At 68.9% G+C, this 15,844-nt stretch carries 16 protein-coding genes; 14 read left to right on the forward strand and 2 right to left on the reverse strand.

What is annotated here, in order from left to right; genetic code table 11:
• Positions 1-37 precede the first annotated feature (37 nt).
• The 11 genes from cobO (at position 38) to DBY63_RS04645 (ending at position 11,103) form a co-directional block, all read left to right on the forward strand.
• Positions 38-664: a cob(I)yrinic acid a,c-diamide adenosyltransferase gene (gene cobO / locus DBY63_RS04595; protein WP_027596933.1), complete on the forward strand. Its 627-nt coding sequence runs from the start codon at positions 38-40 to the stop codon at positions 662-664.
• Entirely contained in the window at positions 658-1,956 is a 1,299-nt protein-coding gene (locus DBY63_RS04600; protein ID WP_027596932.1) for a cobyrinate a,c-diamide synthase, read from the forward strand. Before cobO ends, DBY63_RS04600 begins: the two co-directional genes overlap by 7 nt.
• Complete coding sequence (gene bluB, locus DBY63_RS04605; RefSeq protein WP_027602691.1) at positions 1,953-2,603, forward strand: 5,6-dimethylbenzimidazole synthase; 651 nt, start codon at positions 1,953-1,955, stop codon at positions 2,601-2,603. The genes DBY63_RS04600 and bluB overlap by 4 nt, the downstream gene beginning before the upstream one ends.
• Positions 2,600-3,508 carry an adenosylcobinamide-phosphate synthase CbiB gene (gene cbiB / locus DBY63_RS04610; RefSeq protein WP_042135862.1) on the forward strand — a complete coding sequence of 303 codons (909 nt, stop codon included), beginning with the start codon at positions 2,600-2,602 and terminating at the stop codon, positions 3,506-3,508. Before bluB ends, cbiB begins: the two co-directional genes overlap by 4 nt.
• On the forward strand, positions 3,501-4,490 hold the full coding sequence (cobD, locus tag DBY63_RS04615; RefSeq protein WP_108581360.1) for a threonine-phosphate decarboxylase CobD: 990 nt from the start codon (positions 3,501-3,503) through the stop codon (positions 4,488-4,490). The genes cbiB and cobD overlap by 8 nt, the downstream gene beginning before the upstream one ends.
• Positions 4,487-5,938: a cobyric acid synthase gene (locus tag DBY63_RS04620; RefSeq protein ID WP_108581361.1), complete on the forward strand. Its 1,452-nt coding sequence runs from the start codon at positions 4,487-4,489 to the stop codon at positions 5,936-5,938. Before cobD ends, DBY63_RS04620 begins: the two co-directional genes overlap by 4 nt.
• Positions 5,939-6,460, forward strand: coding sequence for a bifunctional adenosylcobinamide kinase/adenosylcobinamide-phosphate guanylyltransferase (gene cobU / locus DBY63_RS04625; RefSeq protein ID WP_108581362.1), 522 nt, complete (start codon positions 5,939-5,941; stop codon positions 6,458-6,460). It begins immediately after the preceding gene.
• Positions 6,457-7,515, forward strand: coding sequence for a nicotinate-nucleotide--dimethylbenzimidazole phosphoribosyltransferase (gene cobT, locus DBY63_RS04630; RefSeq protein ID WP_027596926.1), 1,059 nt, complete (start codon positions 6,457-6,459; stop codon positions 7,513-7,515). The genes cobU and cobT overlap by 4 nt, the downstream gene beginning before the upstream one ends.
• Positions 7,508-8,059: an alpha-ribazole phosphatase family protein gene (gene cobC, locus DBY63_RS04635; RefSeq protein WP_108581363.1), complete on the forward strand. Its 552-nt coding sequence runs from the start codon at positions 7,508-7,510 to the stop codon at positions 8,057-8,059. Before cobT ends, cobC begins: the two co-directional genes overlap by 8 nt.
• Complete coding sequence (locus DBY63_RS04640) at positions 8,059-8,790, forward strand: adenosylcobinamide-GDP ribazoletransferase (RefSeq protein ID WP_108581364.1); 732 nt, start codon at positions 8,059-8,061, stop codon at positions 8,788-8,790. The genes cobC and DBY63_RS04640 overlap by 1 nt, the downstream gene beginning before the upstream one ends.
• Before the next feature lie 159 nt (positions 8,791-8,949).
• Positions 8,950-11,103 carry a bifunctional diguanylate cyclase/phosphodiesterase gene (locus DBY63_RS04645; protein ID WP_108581365.1) on the forward strand — a complete coding sequence of 718 codons (2,154 nt, stop codon included), beginning with the start codon at positions 8,950-8,952 and terminating at the stop codon, positions 11,101-11,103.
• Between the two features lie 103 nt (positions 11,104-11,206).
• Here DBY63_RS04645 and DBY63_RS04650 read toward each other — a convergent pair whose 3' ends face one another.
• Positions 11,207-12,511 carry an outer membrane protein transport protein gene (locus DBY63_RS04650; RefSeq protein WP_108581366.1) on the reverse strand — a complete coding sequence of 435 codons (1,305 nt, stop codon included), beginning with the start codon at positions 12,509-12,511 and terminating at the stop codon, positions 11,207-11,209.
• A gap of 284 nt (positions 12,512-12,795) precedes the next feature.
• On the opposite strand from DBY63_RS04650, the gene rnd reads away from it, so the two are divergent.
• Genes rnd through DBY63_RS04665 form a run of 3 tightly spaced genes read left to right on the forward strand, consistent with a single transcriptional unit; the run spans position 12,796 to position 15,187 of the window.
• Entirely contained in the window at positions 12,796-13,950 is a 1,155-nt protein-coding gene (gene rnd / locus DBY63_RS04655; protein WP_027596919.1) for a ribonuclease D, read from the forward strand.
• Entirely contained in the window at positions 13,947-14,249 is a 303-nt protein-coding gene (locus DBY63_RS04660) for a YcgL domain-containing protein (protein WP_027596918.1), read from the forward strand. Before rnd ends, DBY63_RS04660 begins: the two co-directional genes overlap by 4 nt.
• Positions 14,246-15,187: a D-2-hydroxyacid dehydrogenase gene (locus DBY63_RS04665; protein ID WP_108581367.1), complete on the forward strand. Its 942-nt coding sequence runs from the start codon at positions 14,246-14,248 to the stop codon at positions 15,185-15,187. Before DBY63_RS04660 ends, DBY63_RS04665 begins: the two co-directional genes overlap by 4 nt.
• Here DBY63_RS04665 and DBY63_RS04670 read toward each other — a convergent pair.
• Complete coding sequence (locus DBY63_RS04670) at positions 15,172-15,768, reverse strand: nitroreductase family protein (protein WP_027596916.1); 597 nt, start codon at positions 15,766-15,768, stop codon at positions 15,172-15,174. The genes DBY63_RS04665 and DBY63_RS04670 overlap by 16 nt on opposite strands.
• Positions 15,769-15,844 lie beyond the last annotated feature (76 nt).

Here is a 15,844-nt window from a genome sequence, read left to right on the forward strand (position 1 = left end):
CCGTTTCTCCGCCGCGCCCGCACCCGGAGAACCGCCCATGACCGACACCCCCGATTCGACCAGCCCCGAGCGCGACGAGCGCCACCGCGCGCGCATGGTGCGCAAGAAGGCGGTGATCGACGCCCGCATCGCCGAAGCCCAGGACGAACGCGGCCTGCTGCTGGTGCATACCGGCATCGGCAAGGGCAAGAGCAGCTCCGCCTTCGGCATGGCGGCGCGCGCCCTCGGCCACGGCATGAAGGTGGGCGTGGTGCAGTTCATCAAGGGCCGCCGCGATACCGGCGAGCAACTCTTCTTCAAGCGGTTCCCGGACGAGGTGCGCTACCACGTCATGGGCGAGGGCTTCACCTGGGACACCCAGGACCGCGCCCGCGACCTGCAGTCGGCGGCCGCGGCCTGGGCGGTGGCGGTGGAGCTCCTGCGTGATCCGGCCATCGGCCTGGTGCTGCTGGACGAACTCAACATCGCCTTCAAGCATGGCTACCTGGAGGTCGACCAGGTGCTGGCCGACCTGGCCGGGCGTCCGGCTCATCAGCACGTGGTGGTGACCGGCCGCGGTGCGCCACAGGCATTGGTCGAGGCCGCCGACACCGTGACCGACATGAGTCTGGTCAAGCACGCCTTCCAGGCCGGCGTCCGCGCCCAGCAGGGCATCGAATGGTAGGCGAGACGCGGCATTGCCCGGCGCTGCTGATCGCCGCCCCGGCCTCGGGTCAGGGCAAGACCAGCGTCACCGCCGCCCTGGCCCGGTTGCATGCCCGCCAGGGGCGGCGGGTACGGGTGTTCAAGTGCGGCCCGGACTTTCTCGATCCGATGATCCTGGCCCGCGCCAGCGGCGCGCCGGTCTATCAGCTCGATCTGTGGATGATCGGCGAGGCCGAGAGCCGGCGCCTGCTGTGGGAAGCGGCGGGGGAGGCGGATCTCATCCTCATCGAAGGCGTCATGGGGCTGTTCGACGGCCAGCCCTCGGCCGCCGACCTGGCCGAGCGCTTTGGCGTACCGGTGCTGGGCGTGATCGACGCCGCCGGCCTGGCGCAGACCTTTGGCGCCCTGGCCTATGGCCTCGCCCATTACCGGCCGAGTCTGCCCTTCGCCGGGGTGCTGGCCAATCGCAGCGGCAGTCCGCGGCAGACCCAGCTGATCCGCGGCAGCCTGCCGGCGGGCATGACCTTCTTTGGCAGCCTGCCGCGCGATGCCGGCATCGAATTGCCGAGTCGTCACCTGGGGCTGATCCAGGCCGACGAGGTCACCGACCTGGATCGCCGTCTGGACATGGCGGCCGATGCCCTGGGCGCCAGTTCCGACATCGAATTGCCGCCGCCCGTGGCCTTCGCCGCGCCGGAGCCGACCGCGGTCGAGCCACTGCTAGCCGGAGTGCGGATTGGCGTGGCCCGGGATGCGGCGCTAGCCTTCATCTACCAGGCCAACCTGGATCTCTTGCGCGCCCTGGGCGCCGAGCTGCAGTTCTTTTCCGTGCTGGCCGACACGACGCTGCCGGCGGTGGACAGCCTTTATCTGCCGGGCGGCTATCCCGAGCTGCACCTGCAGACGCTGTCCAACAACCTGGGCATGCGCGCGGCCATCCGCGCCCACCACGCAGCGGGCAAGCCGATCCTCGCCGAGTGCGGCGGCATGCTCTATCTGCTCGACGAACTGACCGACAAGGCCGGCGAATCCGCCAGCCTGCTCGGGCTGCTGCCGGGCAGCGCGCGGATGCAGGCGCGACTCACCGCCCTGGCCCTGCAGTCGGTGGATTTCGAACAGGGCACCCTGCGCGGCCACACCTATCACCACTCCGCCCTGGAGTCACCCGAGACGCCCTGGGCGCGCGGGCTGTGCCCCAACGGCAAGGCGGTGGCCGAGGCGGTCTACCGAGACGGTCGCCTCACCGCCAGCTATATTCACTTCTACATGCCGTCGGCACCCGCCGCGGCCGCCGCGATGCTCAAGCCGTGACCACGACCCCCTATACCCCCGCCGAACAAGCCGCCGTCTACCGAGCCATCGCCGAGCGCCGCGACATGCGCCATTTCTGCGGTGGCGAGGTGCCTCCCGAACAACTGGCCCGTCTGCTGGGCGCTGCGCACCAGGCGCCCAGCGTCGGGCTGATGCAGCCCTGGCGCTTCCTGCGCATCAGCGATCCGGCCCTGCGCCAGCGGCTGCACGAACTGGTGGAAGAAGAGCGCTGCGCCACCGCCGAGGCCCTTGGCGAGCGCAGCGACGACTTCATGAAGCTCAAGGTGCAGGGCATCCTCGACTGCGCCGAGGTGCTGGTGGCGGCGCTCATGGACGGCCGCGAAGCCCACGTCTTCGGCCGCCGTACCCTGCCGGAGATGGACCTCGCCTCGCTGTCCTGCGCCATCCAGAATCTCTGGCTGGCCGCCCGCTGCGAAGGCCTGGGCATGGGCTGGGTGTCGCTGTTCGAACCGGAAGCCGTGCGCAGCCTGCTGGAGATGCCGGAAGGCGCCCAGCCGGCGGCCATCCTCTGCTTGGGGCCGGTGGAAGCCTTCTACCCGCGGCCCATGCTGGAAGAGGAGGGCTGGCGCCAGGGGCGGCCGTTGGAGGAACTGGTCTTCGAGAACCGCTGGGGCCAGAAGCCATGATGCTGGCCTTCGCGGTCGTCGGCGGCATGCTGCTCGACCTGCTGCTCGGCGAACCCCGCCGCGCCCATCCCCTGGTCCTGTTCGGGCGCCTGGCCGATAGCCTGGAGGCCCGCTTCAATCCCGGCGGGCGCGGCTGGCGCAGCCATGGCGTGATGGCCTGGAGCCTGGCCGTGTTGCCTTGGGTGCTGCTCACCGCCTTGCTCTGCCAGATCGGCTGGCTGGCCTGGATAATCCAGCCCCTGGCGCTGTATCTGGCCGTGGGACTGCGCAGCCTGGGCGAGCACGCCGAGCCGGTGGCGCGCGCTCTGCAACGCAACAACCTGCCCGAGGCGCGGCGTCGGGTCGGCTATCTGGTCAGTCGTGAGACCAGCGAGCTGGACGAGACCGCCGTGGCCCGCGCCGCCACCGAATCGGTGCTGGAGAACGGCAGCGATGCGGTCTTCGCCGCGCTGTTCTGGTTCGCCCTGCTCGGCGCACCCGGCGTGGTGCTCTATCGCCTGGCCAATACCCTGGACGCCATGTGGGGCTATCGCACGCCGCGCCTGGAGCGTTTCGGCTGGGCCGCGGCGCGCCTGGACGATGTCCTCAACTATATCCCCGCGCGCCTGGTGGCCCTGACCTATGCCGGCCTCGGCCGTTTCTGGAGCGCCATCGAAAGCTGGCGGACCCAGGCGCCGCTGTGGGAAAGCCCCAACGCCGGCCCAGTGATGGCGGCCGGTGCCGGTGCCCTGGGCGTGAGCCTGGGCGGTCCGGCCCGCTACCACGGCGAGTGGCACGAGCGCCCGGTGCTGGGCCGTGGCCCGGCGCCGACCTTCCTGGCCATCACCCGCGCCCTGAAATTGGTCCGCCGTGGCGCCTGGTTGTGGACCGCACTCATCGCCCTGGGAGGACTGCTGCTTGCTTGAGCACGGCGGTCGCCTGAGGCGCGCGGCGCGCACCTACGACATTCCCCTGGGCGACTGGCTGGACCTATCCACCGGCCTGGCCCCCTGGCCCTGGCCGCTGCCGGAGATTCCCGCCAGCGCCTGGGCACGGCTGCCCGAGCCCGACGACGGCCTGGTGGAAGCCGCCTGCGCCTGCTACCGGGCCAGCGCGGCACTGCCGGTGGCCGGCTCCCAGGCCGCCATCCAGGCGCTGCCGACCCTGCGTCCAGCCGCGCGGGTCGCGGTGCTGGCGCCCTGTTATGCCGAGCATGCCCTGGCCTGGCGTCGCGCCGGGCACGAGGTGCTGGAGTGGGACGAGACAGGCATCGCGACTCATCTCGACCAGCTGGACGTGGTGGTGGTGGTCAATCCCAACAACCCCACCGGCGAGCGCCTGTCGCCCGCCCGGCTGCTGGACTGGCACGCCCGGCTCGAACGCCGGGGTGGCTGGCTGGTGGTGGACGAGGCCTTCATGGATCCCACCCCGGGGGCAAGCCTTGCACCCTTCAGCGATCTGCCCGGCCTGATCGTGCTGCGCTCCTTTGGCAAGTTCTTCGGACTGGCCGGGATGCGGCTGGGCTTCGTGCTGGCGGCGCCGAGCCTGCTGGCGCAGTTGGACGAGCAGTTGGGGCCCTGGACGGTGAACGGCCCCAGTCGTTATCTCGCCCGGCAACTGCTGGCCGATCAGTCGGGCCAGCAGCGTCAGCGCGAGGCGCTGCTCGAGGCCGGCGAACGTCTGGCCGCCATGCTCGCCCGCCATGATCTTATGCCCATAGGTGGTTGCGCCCTGTTTCAATTGCTGCAGCGCCCGGATGTCGCGGATCTGCACGAACACCTGGCCCGCCAGGCCATCCTGACCCGTCTGTTTCCCGCGCTTGGCGCTCTGAGATTCGGTCTGCCCGGCGACGAGGCCGGCTGGCAGCGCCTGGACCAGGGCCTCGCCAGCTACCGGAGTCCCCTATGAGTACGCTGATGGTGCAGGGCACCACCTCCGACGCCGGCAAGAGCACCCTGGTGGCCGCCCTGTGCCGCTGGCTCTATCGCCAGGGCGTGGCCGTGGTGCCCTTCAAGCCGCAGAACATGGCGCTCAACAGCGCCGTGACCGCCGATGGCGGCGAGATCGGCCGCGCCCAGGCGGTTCAGGCCCAGGCCTGTGGCCTGGCGCCCCATACCGACATGAATCCCGTGCTGCTCAAGCCCAATACCGATGTCGGCGCCCAGGTGATCATCCATGGTCGCGCCGTCACCAGCATGGATGCCAAGGCCTATCACGCCTACAAACCGGTGGCGCGGGAAGCGGTGCTGGCCTCCCATGCGCGATTGGCCGAGCGCTATCAGGTGGTGCTGGTGGAAGGCGCCGGTTCGCCGGCCGAGATCAACCTGCGCCAGGGCGACATCGCCAACATGGGCTTCGCCGAGGCGGTGGACTGCCCGGTGCTGCTGGTGGCGGACATCGACCGCGGCGGCGTCTTCGCCCATCTGGTCGGCACCCTGGACCTGCTCGAACCCAGCGAACAGGCGCGCGTCGCCGGCTTCATCATCAACCGCTTCCGTGGCGACCTGGCCCTGCTGCAACCCGGGCTGGACTGGCTCGAAGCCCGTACCGGCAAGCCGGTGCTCGGCGTGCTGCCCTATCTGCACGACCTGCACCTGGAAGCCGAGGATCGCCTGGCCACCGGCCAGGTCGCCAAGCAGGGACCGCGCCTGCGGGTGGCGGTGCCGGTGATGCCGCGGCTGAGCAACCACACCGATTTCGATCCCCTGCGCCTGCATCCCCAGGTGGAATTGCTGTTTGTCCGCCAGGGCGAGGAATTGCCCGCCGCCGACCTGATCATCCTCGGCGGCTCCAAGAGCGTGCGCGGCGACCTGGCCTTCCTGCGCGCCCAGGGCTGGGATACGGCCATCGCCCGTCACCTGAGATACGGGGGACGGGTGCTGGGCATCTGCGGCGGCTTCCAGATGCTTGGCGAGCGGATCGCCGATCCCCTCGGACTGGAAGGCGCGCCGGGTGACAGCGCCGGTCTGGGCCTGTTGGCCATGACCACCGAGCTGGCGGCGGAAAAGCAGCTGCGCAACGTGCACGGCTGGCTGAACGACGGCGATGCCGAGGTGGCCGGCTACGAGATCCATGCCGGCGTCAGCCAGGGCCCGGCCCTGGAGCGCCCGGTACTGCGCTTCGCCGATGGCCGTGTCGACGGCAGCCTCAGCGCCGACGGCCAGGTGCTGGGCACCTACCTGCACGGCCTGTTCGAGTCGCCAGCCGCCAGCGTCGCCCTGCTGCGCTGGGCCGGCCTGGCCGAGCCGCGGCAGCTGGACTACCACGCCCTGCGCGAACGGGATCTGGAGCGCCTGGCCGATCTGGTCGAACACCACCTGGACACCGGGCGCCTGCGCGCCCTCTGCGAGCTCTAGATGCGTGAATTCATCCTCGGTGGCGCGCGCTCCGGCAAGAGCGCCCTGGCCGAGCGCCTGGCCGCCGAGTCCGGCCTTGCCGTCACCTATATCGCCACTGCCGGTGGCAGCGATGCCGAGCTGGCGCGGCGCATCGAGCGCCATGCCGCTCGCCGGCCGGCGCACTGGGCGCTGGTGGAAGAACCCCTGGCGCTGGCCGAACGTCTGGCGGCCCTGGCGGCGCCGGAGCGCTGCCTGCTGGTGGACTGCCTGACCCTCTGGCTGACCAATCTGCTCCTGCTCGACGATCCCCAGCGCCTCGATGGTGCCTGCGCGGAGCTGCTCGAGCTCGTGCCGCAGTTGCCCGGTCACCTCATCTTCGTTAGCAACGAGACCGGCCTGGGCGTCGTCCCGCTGGGCGAGCTGACCCGCCGTTATGTCGATGCCGCCGGTGAATTGCACCAGGCCCTGGCCGCGCGCTGCGAGCGCGTGGTGCTGACCGTCGCCGGTCTCCCCCTGACCCTCAAAGGAACCCCGCTATGAGCATGCCCTGGTGGCAAGGACCCTGCCGCCAACCCGATACCGCTGCGGCCGAAGCCGCACGCCAGCGGCAGACGGTATTGACCAAGCCGAGCGGTTCGCTCGGTGATCTGGAAGTGCTGGCCATCCAGTTGGCGGCCCTGCAGGGCACGCCGCGGCCGCTGCTGCAGCGCACCGCCATCGCGGTCTTCGCCGGTGATCACGGGGTGGTGGAAGAGGGCGTCTCGGCCTATCCGCAGTCGGTGACCGCCGAGATGGTGCGCAACTTCGTCTGCGGCGGGGCAGCCATCAGCGTGCTCGCCCGGCAACTGGATGCTGCTCTGGAAGTCATCAACCTGGGCACCGTCACGCCCCTGGAAGCCCTGCCCGGCGTCATCGACCTGCCCCTGGGGCGCGGTACCGCCAACTTCACCCTGACCCCGGCCATGACCCATGACCAGTGCCAGGCGGCGCTGCTGGCCGGTCGCGACGCCGTCCTGCGCGCCTGTGCCGGCGGCGCCGACCTGTTCATCGGTGGCGAGATGGGCATCGGCAACACCACCGCCGCCAGCGCCATTGCCAGCGTGCTGCTGGATACCTCGCCGCTGGCCCTGGCCGGCCCCGGGACCGGGCTGGACGCCGATGGCGTGGCGCGCAAGGTGGCGGTCATCCAGCGCGCCCTGTTGCGCCATGGCGACGCCCTGGAGGATCCCTACGAACTGCTGCGCCGCCTGGGCGGCTTCGAGCTGGCCGCCCTGACCGGTGCCTATATGGCCTGCGCCCAGCAGGGCCTGCCGACCCTGGTCGACGGCTTCATCTGCTCGGTGGCAGCCCTCTGCGCCCAGCACCTGCAACCCGATACCCGCGACTGGCTGCTGTTTGCCCACTGTGGCGCCGAGCCCGGCCACGCTGCGGTGCTGCTGGCGCTGGGCGGCGAACCCCTGCTGGATCTCGGCCTGCGCCTGGGCGAAGGCAGCGGCGCGGCCCTGGCCGTGCCGCTGCTGCAGCTGTCCTGCCGCCTGCACAGCGAGATGGCGACCTTCGCCGAAGCCAGCGTCTCCAGTCGCGCCCATGACTGATTGCTGGCTGCTGCGCCATGGCGTCACCGAAGGCCCCGAGGGCTTTCGTGGACGCCTCGATCCGCCGCTGGCGGAACACGGCTGGGCGCAGTTGCGCGCCGCCGTCGCCCCGCAGCCGCCTTTCGAGCTGATCCTGACGTCGCCGCAGCAGCGTTGCGCGCGCTTCGCCGAGTGGCTGGCGGCGGAGCAGGGCGCCGAGCTGGCGGTGGAAGCCGATCTGCGCGAACTGGATTTCGGCGCCTGGGAAGGCCGTACCGCCGCCGAACTCATGCAGGACCAGGCAGAGGCCCTGGGCCGCTTCTGGGCCGATCCCTATGCCTACACCCCGCCCGGGGGCGAACCCGTGGCGGCCTTCGCCACGCGGGTCCTGGGCGCGGTGGCCCGCTGGCGGCCACGGCTGCAGGGCCGGCGCAGTCTGATCGTCACCCACGGCGGCGTCATCCGCCTGCTGCTGGCCCGCCAGCGGGGGCTGCCACCCAAGGACCTGCTGCAGGTCGAGGCGCCCTACGCGACCCTGCGGCCGCTGGCGCTGGAGGAGGGCTGATGCCGCTGCCGCTGCTGATCGCCGTGCAGTTTCTGACCCGCCTGCCGGTGCGCCTGCCCGGCATGCCGCCCGCCGCAGCCGTCGGCCGCTCGGTGCTCTGGTATCCGGCGGTGGGCCTGCTACTGGGGGCGCTGCTCAGTCTGATCGCCTGGCTGGGGGCGTCGGTCGGTGTCTTGCTGCAGGCGGCCCTGGTGCTGGCCGGCTGGGTGATCCTCACCGGCGGCCTGCATCTGGACGGCCTGGCCGACACGGCGGATGCCTGGATCGGCGGCTACGGTGACCGCGAGCGGACCCTGGCCATCATGAAGGATCCGGCCTGCGGCCCCATGGGCGTGCTGGCGCTGCTGCTGACCCTGCTGCTCAAGTGGAGCGCCCTGGTGGTGCTTCTGCCCCACGCGCCGGCCGCGCTGTGGCTGGCGCCGCTGGCCGGTCGCCTGGCGTTGCCCTGGCTGTTGCTGACCACCGCCTATGTGCGCCCTGGCGGTCTGGGCGAGCTGCTCAGTCGTCACCTGCCGCGGAAGGTCCTGGTCCGGGTGCTGTTGCTGGGGGCTCTGGGCATGGTCCTGCTACCCCAGGGCCTGACCGCGCTGCTGGTGACCGCCGGGATCGCGCTGCTGGTGCGTCGCGCCCTGCGCCGGCGGCTTGGCGGTACCACGGGCGATACCGCGGGCGCCCTGCTGGAGATCGTCGAAGCCGGGGTGCTGGTCGCCCTGGCCCTGACGCTGGGCTGAAAAATCGGCCCAAGCGTGAGATACCCGGGATTTTGCGATCTCCGTCCTTGAACGACCCGGGTTAACGGGTTAATAAGGCGCCTGGTTGCGCGCCCAGCGAAGCCACCTCGGCCTGTGCGGATCCAGAGGGAGTCGTCGTCAGCTGGACAAGGAGCCCCAATGACCGATGCGCCTCACAGCGCCGCCTCGCCCCGGGAAGTCGCCCCCGCGTCGCGGCTCCGCCTCAAGCCTCGCAGCCTGTTCGCCAAGTTCTTTCTGGCGTTCATCCTGGTGGACGCCCTGGGTACCCTGCTGTTCACCCTGCACAGCTATCGTCAGGCGCGCGACGCCAGCAGCCAGAGCATCGACTATCGCCTGATGAGCGCGGCCCTGGCGCTGCCGGAGATCCTCGGCGAAGACTATCTCGCCCAGTTGCAGGACCCCGCCAAGGCGGACCCGGAGCGCTACCAGCGGACGCTTGTCACCCTGGATCGCTATGCCCGCAAGGCCGGACTGGCCTCGCTCTATGCCTTCGTCAAGGAAGGGTCAGACTTTCGCTTCATCATGGATTCGGCCAACGAGGAGGAAATCCGCGTTGGCTACTTCGGCGACTATCGCCAGCTCTACGATCAGGCCCCCCCGGAACTCGGTGCGGTGTTTGCCGATCATCAACCGCGTTTCGCGGAGTATCAGGATAACTTTGGCAGTTTCCGTTCCCTGTTCCTGGCCATTCCAGGACAGGACGGGCAAGCAGTCGTCATAGGGGCGGACATGTTCATGGAAGGAATAGCAGCGGCGGAGCAGTCGGCTCTGCTGGATTCGCTGCTCATAGGGGCGATCATCTTCGCGATGGGCGCCCTGGTCAGCCGGATTCTGGCTGGCGCGCTCAATCGCTATCTGGCCCGTCTCGGGCAGGCTACTGAACGTATCGCCGACGGTGACTATCAGCTAGGGCTCAAGGAAGGTCGCGATCCGGTCGGCCGGCTGGGCCGCGCCATGAACCAGATGGGCGCCGCCCTGGCCGCGCGCGAGCGGCGCATCAGCCAGCTGGCCTTTCGCGACATGCTCACCCGGCTGCCCAATCAGGTGCGGCTGGTGCTGGAAATCCGCCAGCGCATCGAGCGCGCCGCGGCCGGACGCTTCGCCGTGCTGCTGCTGGACGTGGCCAATTTCCGCAACATCAACGAATTGCTCGGCCAGGAAGGCGGCGACAAGATCCTGCGCCACCTGGCGCGTCGGCTGCGGGTCGCGGCGCCGGAAGAGAATGGCGTGGCGCGGATCGGCGCCGACACCTTCGTCCTCTTGCTGCCCTGGTTCGACGACGCCTCGGCGGAGGCGGCGCTGCTGTCGCTGCGCAACCTGGTGGAGAAACCCTTCGTCAGCGGCAACCAGCGGGTGTCCCTGCGCATCACCTTTGGCATCGCCTGCTACCCCGAGCACGGCGCCAGCGCCGAAGCCCTGCTGGCCAACGCCGAGACCGCGCTGCAGGACGCGCGCCGGCGCCAGTTGCCCTTCGCCTTCCATGATCCGGACCAGGAGCGTCAGCGGCAGCTGGGCATCGCTATGCTCGACGCCCTGGACCTGGCCGTGGACCACGATCAGCTGCGGCTCTATCTGCAACCCAAGATCGCGCTGCCCGACGGCCGCGTCGAGGGCGCCGAGGTGCTGATCCGCTGGCAGCATCCGGAACTGGGCCTGCTCAAGCCGGATGCCTTCGTCGGCATCGCCGAACAGAGTCGCAAGATCTGCGACATCACCCTCTGGGTGCTGGAGCGCTGCATGCGCCTGCAACGGGAGCGGCAGCTGGGCGCCCTCAAACTCAACGTCAATCTGTCGCTGCTGGACCTCGAGCACCCGGCCTTCATCGCCCGCATCGGCCGGTTGCTGGACGAGACCGGCGCCATGGCCGCCGGCTTCTGCCTGGAAATCACCGAGTCCCGCGCCATGAGCAATCCGGTGCAGGTGCTCGACTGCCTGCGCCAGCTCAAGGCCATGGGTTTCGAGTTGTCGCTGGACGACTTCGGTGCCGGGCATTCCTCGCTGGCCTGCCTGAGCAGCTTTCCTATCGACGAGCTGAAGATCGATCGCCAGTTCATCGAGCATTGCCAGCTGCCCGGGGATCAGGAGGTGATCAGGCTGCTGGTCCAGCTCGGCCAGTTGCGCGGGTTGCGGGTGGTGGCCGAAGGCGTGGAAACCCGCCAGGCCCTGGAGGTGCTCACAGACCTGGGCTGCGACCAGATCCAGGGCCAACTGGTGGCCGGCGCCCTGTCGCTGGACGACTTCCAGCGCTGGTATGCCGAGCAGGAACAGGGCCTCTGGGCGCTCAGAGCATAGCCTGATACCAGTTTCAGCCGCCGCTGCGGGTAGCCGTAGCTCGATCGATAGCCTGAAAAGCACGAAGCCGCCTGGCGGCGGCTTCGTTAGCGGACCCTGGCGCTTAGAAGCGGTAGGTCAGCTGGGCGCCCAGACCGTGGGCGCTGTTGTCGTACTTGGCGCTGTAGCCGGCCTTGGTGGAGGTGGCGGGCCGATTGACCGACACATCGTCTTCCCAGAGGTAGGCATAGGCCACATCGATGGTCATGTCCTTGGTCGGCGACCAGCCGGCGCCCACCGAGAAGGTCTTGCGATCGCCCACCGGGATGCGCACGTTGCGGTCGCCGTTGTCGGCCGGAGAGGGGTCGATGGCCATGCCCGCGCGCAGTACCCACTGGGGATTCAGCTGATAGGCCGCGCCAACGGCGTAGGACCAGGTGTCCTTCCAATTGAGTTCTTCCGATACGGTCGCAAGGGGCGAACCCAGCACCGGCAGGGTGGGGGTGCCCTCGTTCTCCACGTCGATCGACTTGAGGCGACTCCAGCGGGTCCAGGTGGCACCGGCGTACATCGTCCAGTCGTTGTTCAGTCGGTAGGTGAAGGAGGCGTCGCTGCTTTCCGGCAGGGTGATGTTGAGGCTGGCGTCATACTTGCCGTTGAGCCGGCTGACCAGGGCGTTGGTGATCGGGCTGGCCTGGCTGTTGGCGCCGGTGACCTCGGTGTTGCCCTTGAGCTTGTAGGTGACCTTGGAGTGGTAGGTCAGGCCGAAGGTCAGGTCATCGGTCAGGTCCGCGAGCAGGCCGACGTTGAAGCCATAGGCGGTGTCGTCGCCGTCGATCTTGACCTGGCCATCCTGGGTGCTGCCGAAGTTGACGTTGCTGTTGAGCTTGCCTTCGATGCGGTTGATGGTCGGACCGAAGCCGATGGAGACCTTGTCGGTGATCTTGTAGCTGACGGTGGGCTGGATGGTGATGACTTCCACCTTGCTCGCCTGACCCTGGTAGCGACCCTGGAAGGCGTGCTCGTAGTTGCTGATCAGCGCATAGGGGACATACACACCCAGGCCGAAGTGCAGGCGGTCATCCACCGGGGTCACGAAGTAGCCGAAGGGCACCACCGAGTTGGGCACCATGTCGCCGTCGTTGCTGCCCTGAACGGCCTGGCCGTTGGCATAGCGGCCGCTGGCATCCTTAATGTCGATCTTGGCATGGATATAGGCGCCGCCCAGGGACACCTCGCGACCCAGGCGCGACATGCCGGCCGGGTTGCCATAGATGGTGGAGGCGTCCTGCGCGGAGGAAGAGCGTCCGGCGAAGGAAGTACCCATCCCGCTGACACTTTGTTCGTTGATAGCCAGACCGTTCGCCAGGGCATAGCCGGAAGCGCTCGAAACGGCCAATGCAAGTAGGGTCAGTTTTATTGTTTTCATGCTCTTGCAGCTCCATTGAAAGGCGAGAAGCGCTTACCTCCGCGGATTCCCAAGTCCGAGTGAGTACCTGCGCACACTCAGCTTTTAGCAGGCCCTGCTTGCGAATACAAAAAAAACTATTCGGTCACGTTTGGTTCGGGGCGGTCAGCCCGCGTTCATCCGACGAACCCGCCTGGAAAGGCGCTGAATGCCATGCGTTCCGGTACCGGAAAGGCGGGTCGAGCGGCACCGAAGATCGTGCCAGGGTGGCTTATACTGTCGGCTCATCTGTTCGGAGTGCGCCCTTGACTTCTGCCCCTCACTGGATCCGCGACGACGCGGCGCTGGCCGCCCTCTGCGCGCGCTGCCAGACCTTGCCCTTCATCGCCCTCGACACCGAATTCATGCGGGTCGACACCTTCTATCCCAAGGCCGGCCTGATCCAGATCGGCGACGGCGAACAGGCCTACCTGGTCGATCCCCTGTGCATCGGCGACTGGACACCCTTCGCCGCGCTGCTGGAGGACCCGGCCGTGGTCAAGGTGCTGCACGCCTGCAGCGAAGACCTGGAAGTGTTGCTGCGCCTGACCGGCAGCCTGCCCCAGCCGCTGTACGACACCCAACTGGCGGCGGCCTATCTGGGCCTGGCGCATTCCATGGGGTATTCGCGGCTGGTCGCCGAAGTGCTCAAGATCGACATCCCCAAGGACGAGACCCGCTCCGACTGGCTGCAACGCCCCCTGACGCCGCTGCAGGAGCGTTATGCGGCGGCCGACGTGACCTATCTGGTCGACGTCTACCTCTATCTCGATGCGCGGCTGGATGACCAGCGGCGGGCCTGGCTGCTGGAGGATGGCGCCGAACTGGTGGCCAATCTGCGCCGCGTCAGCGATCCCTGGGAAGCCTATCGCGACGTCAAGCTGGCCTGGCGCCTGTCGCGCCAGCAACTGGCGGTACTGCGGGTGCTTTGCCACTGGCGCGAGGTCCAGGCCCGCGAACGCGACCAGCCGCGCAACCATGTCCTGCGCGAACGCTCGCTGTGGCCGCTGGCGCGTTTCCAGCCCACCGACAAGCAGGCCCTGGCGCGCATCGACGACATGCACCCGCGTACCGTGCGCCAGGATGGCGATACCCTGCTGGCGCTGATCGCCGAAGGCGCGGCCACCCCGGCCGAGCAATGGCCGGCGCTGCAGTCCGAGCCCTTGCCCCACGAGGCCTCGCCTTTGCTCAAGGCCTTGCGCGCCATCGGCGAACGGGACGCCGAGGCTCTGGGCATGGCGCCGGAACTGATGCTGCGCAAGAAAGTGCTCGAAGCCCTGCTGCGCACCGGCTGGCCCGATGGCGACTATCAGTTGCCCGACAACCTGCGGGGCTGGCGTCGCGAGCGCTTCGGCCAGGCCCTTCTCGATCACCTGCAGGCGCAGCGCACCCCGCCGGCGCCCCTGGAAGACACCCCATGAAATTGCTGTGCTCCATCTACCGAAGCCCGCGCAAGCCGGAAATGTACCTGTACGTCGACAAGCTCAAGGGCCTGACACCTGTCCCCGAGGGCCTGCTCACGGCCTTCGGCCCGCCGGCACTGGCCTTCGAATTCGTGCTGACCCCCGAGCGCAAGCTGGCACGAGAAGACGTCGCCAAGGTCCTCGAGAACATCGCCAAGCAGGGCTACCACCTGCAGATGCCGCCGCCGGAGCTGGAGCGCGACGACTATATCGAGCACCTGCCCGAAGAACTGCTGCGTCTCAACGATCCGCTATGACCGCCGTCCTGCTGCTGGAAGACACGCCGGCCGGCTATGTCGATGCCTGGCGCCAGCTGGCGCCGGAGCTAGACCTGCAGGTGCCGGCGGACCCGGCTGCGGCCGTGCGTCTGGCGCAGCAACCGTGCTACTGGCTCGGCCAACCCGATCGCGCTGCGGCCCTGCTGCGCCAGGGCGTAAAGCCGCTCTGGCTGCAATCCACCTGGGCCGGCTATGCGCCGCTGCTGGCCGCGGAGCTGCCATGCGACTATCGCTTCAGCCGGGCGGTGGGTCTGTTCGGTCAGAGCATCGGCGAATACGTCCTGACCTATCTGTTGCAGCATGAGCGCCAGGTGGCGACGCGTCAGCTCAGTCAGCGGGAAGGACGCTGGGATACCCGGGCGCCAGGCACCCTCGCCGGACGGCGCCTGTTGCTGGTCGGGGCAGGGGACATCGGCCAGGACATCGCCCGCCTGTTCGCGCCGTTCGGCATGAGCCTCACCGGCGTCGCCCGCAGTGCGCGGACCCTGCCTGGCTTTGCGCGGGTGGTGCCGCTCTCAGAGCTGCACCAGGCGGCGCGGGAGGCCGATTTCGTGGTCAATCTGCTGCCGGACAGCGCCAGCACCCGCGATCTCTACGACGCGGCCTTCTTCGCCGCCGTGCCTGCTGGCGCCTTGTTCATCAATGCCGGACGCGGCACCAGCGTGGTGGATGCCGATCTGATCGCCGCGCTGGAAAGCGGCCACCTGGCTGGCGCGGTGCTGGACGTGTTCCGTCAGGAGCCGCTGCCGATCGAGCATCCCTTCTGGCAGACGCCCAATCTGCACCTCACCGCCCATGTCGCCGGACCCACGCCACCGGCGGCGGCCGTCCGGTTGTTCCTCGACAATCTCCAGCGCCTGCAACAGGGGCAGCCCCTGCGCGGCGCCGTCGAGCTCGCCGCTCAGCCGAAGGTATAGGGGCCGGCCACCGCCAGCTCCTCGACCGTCAGGCGTGGGCTGGGCAGCTCGCGCCCCTGCAGGGACTCCGGCAGGCTGGCCTTGTCGCCCAGCTTGCCAATGGCCACCGCCAGCTCGACCTTGAACGCCGCCGGCACCTTGAGTTCGCGCTGGATGCCTTCGCGGTCGATCCCGGCCATGCCGTGGGCGTGCCAGCCGGCATTGGTCGCCTGCAGCGCGAGGTAGGCCCAGGCCGCACCTGCATCGAAGCTGTGGCTGGGGAAGGGGACCTCCTCACCGCTGCTGGCACGCAGCAGGGTGGTCTTCGACAGGATGATCACCAGGGCCGAGGCGTGTTGCGCCCAGCCACGATTGAATTCGGCCAGCAGACTCAGGAACAGCTCCCAGTGGGCATCGCCACGCCGTGCATAGAGAAAGCGCCAGGGCTGGGCATTGAAGGCGGAGGGCGCCCAGCGCGCGGCCTCGATGAAGCCGAGCAGCGTCTCTTCCTCGATGGCGACCGGTTCGAAGGCGCGCGGCGACCAGCGCTGCACGAATTGCGCGTCGACGGGGTATTGCGGAGTACGGCTGGTGCTGGTCATGGCTTCACCACGGAGGAAAGGGAATCCGGCACGGTAATCCGGCCGGGCGGAGTCGACAAGGGCGCGAACGGTGCTT

The organism is Pseudomonas sp. RIT411 (assembly GCF_003057735.2).
Taxonomy (GTDB): Bacteria; Pseudomonadota; Gammaproteobacteria; order Pseudomonadales; family Pseudomonadaceae; genus Chryseomonas; species Chryseomonas oryzihabitans.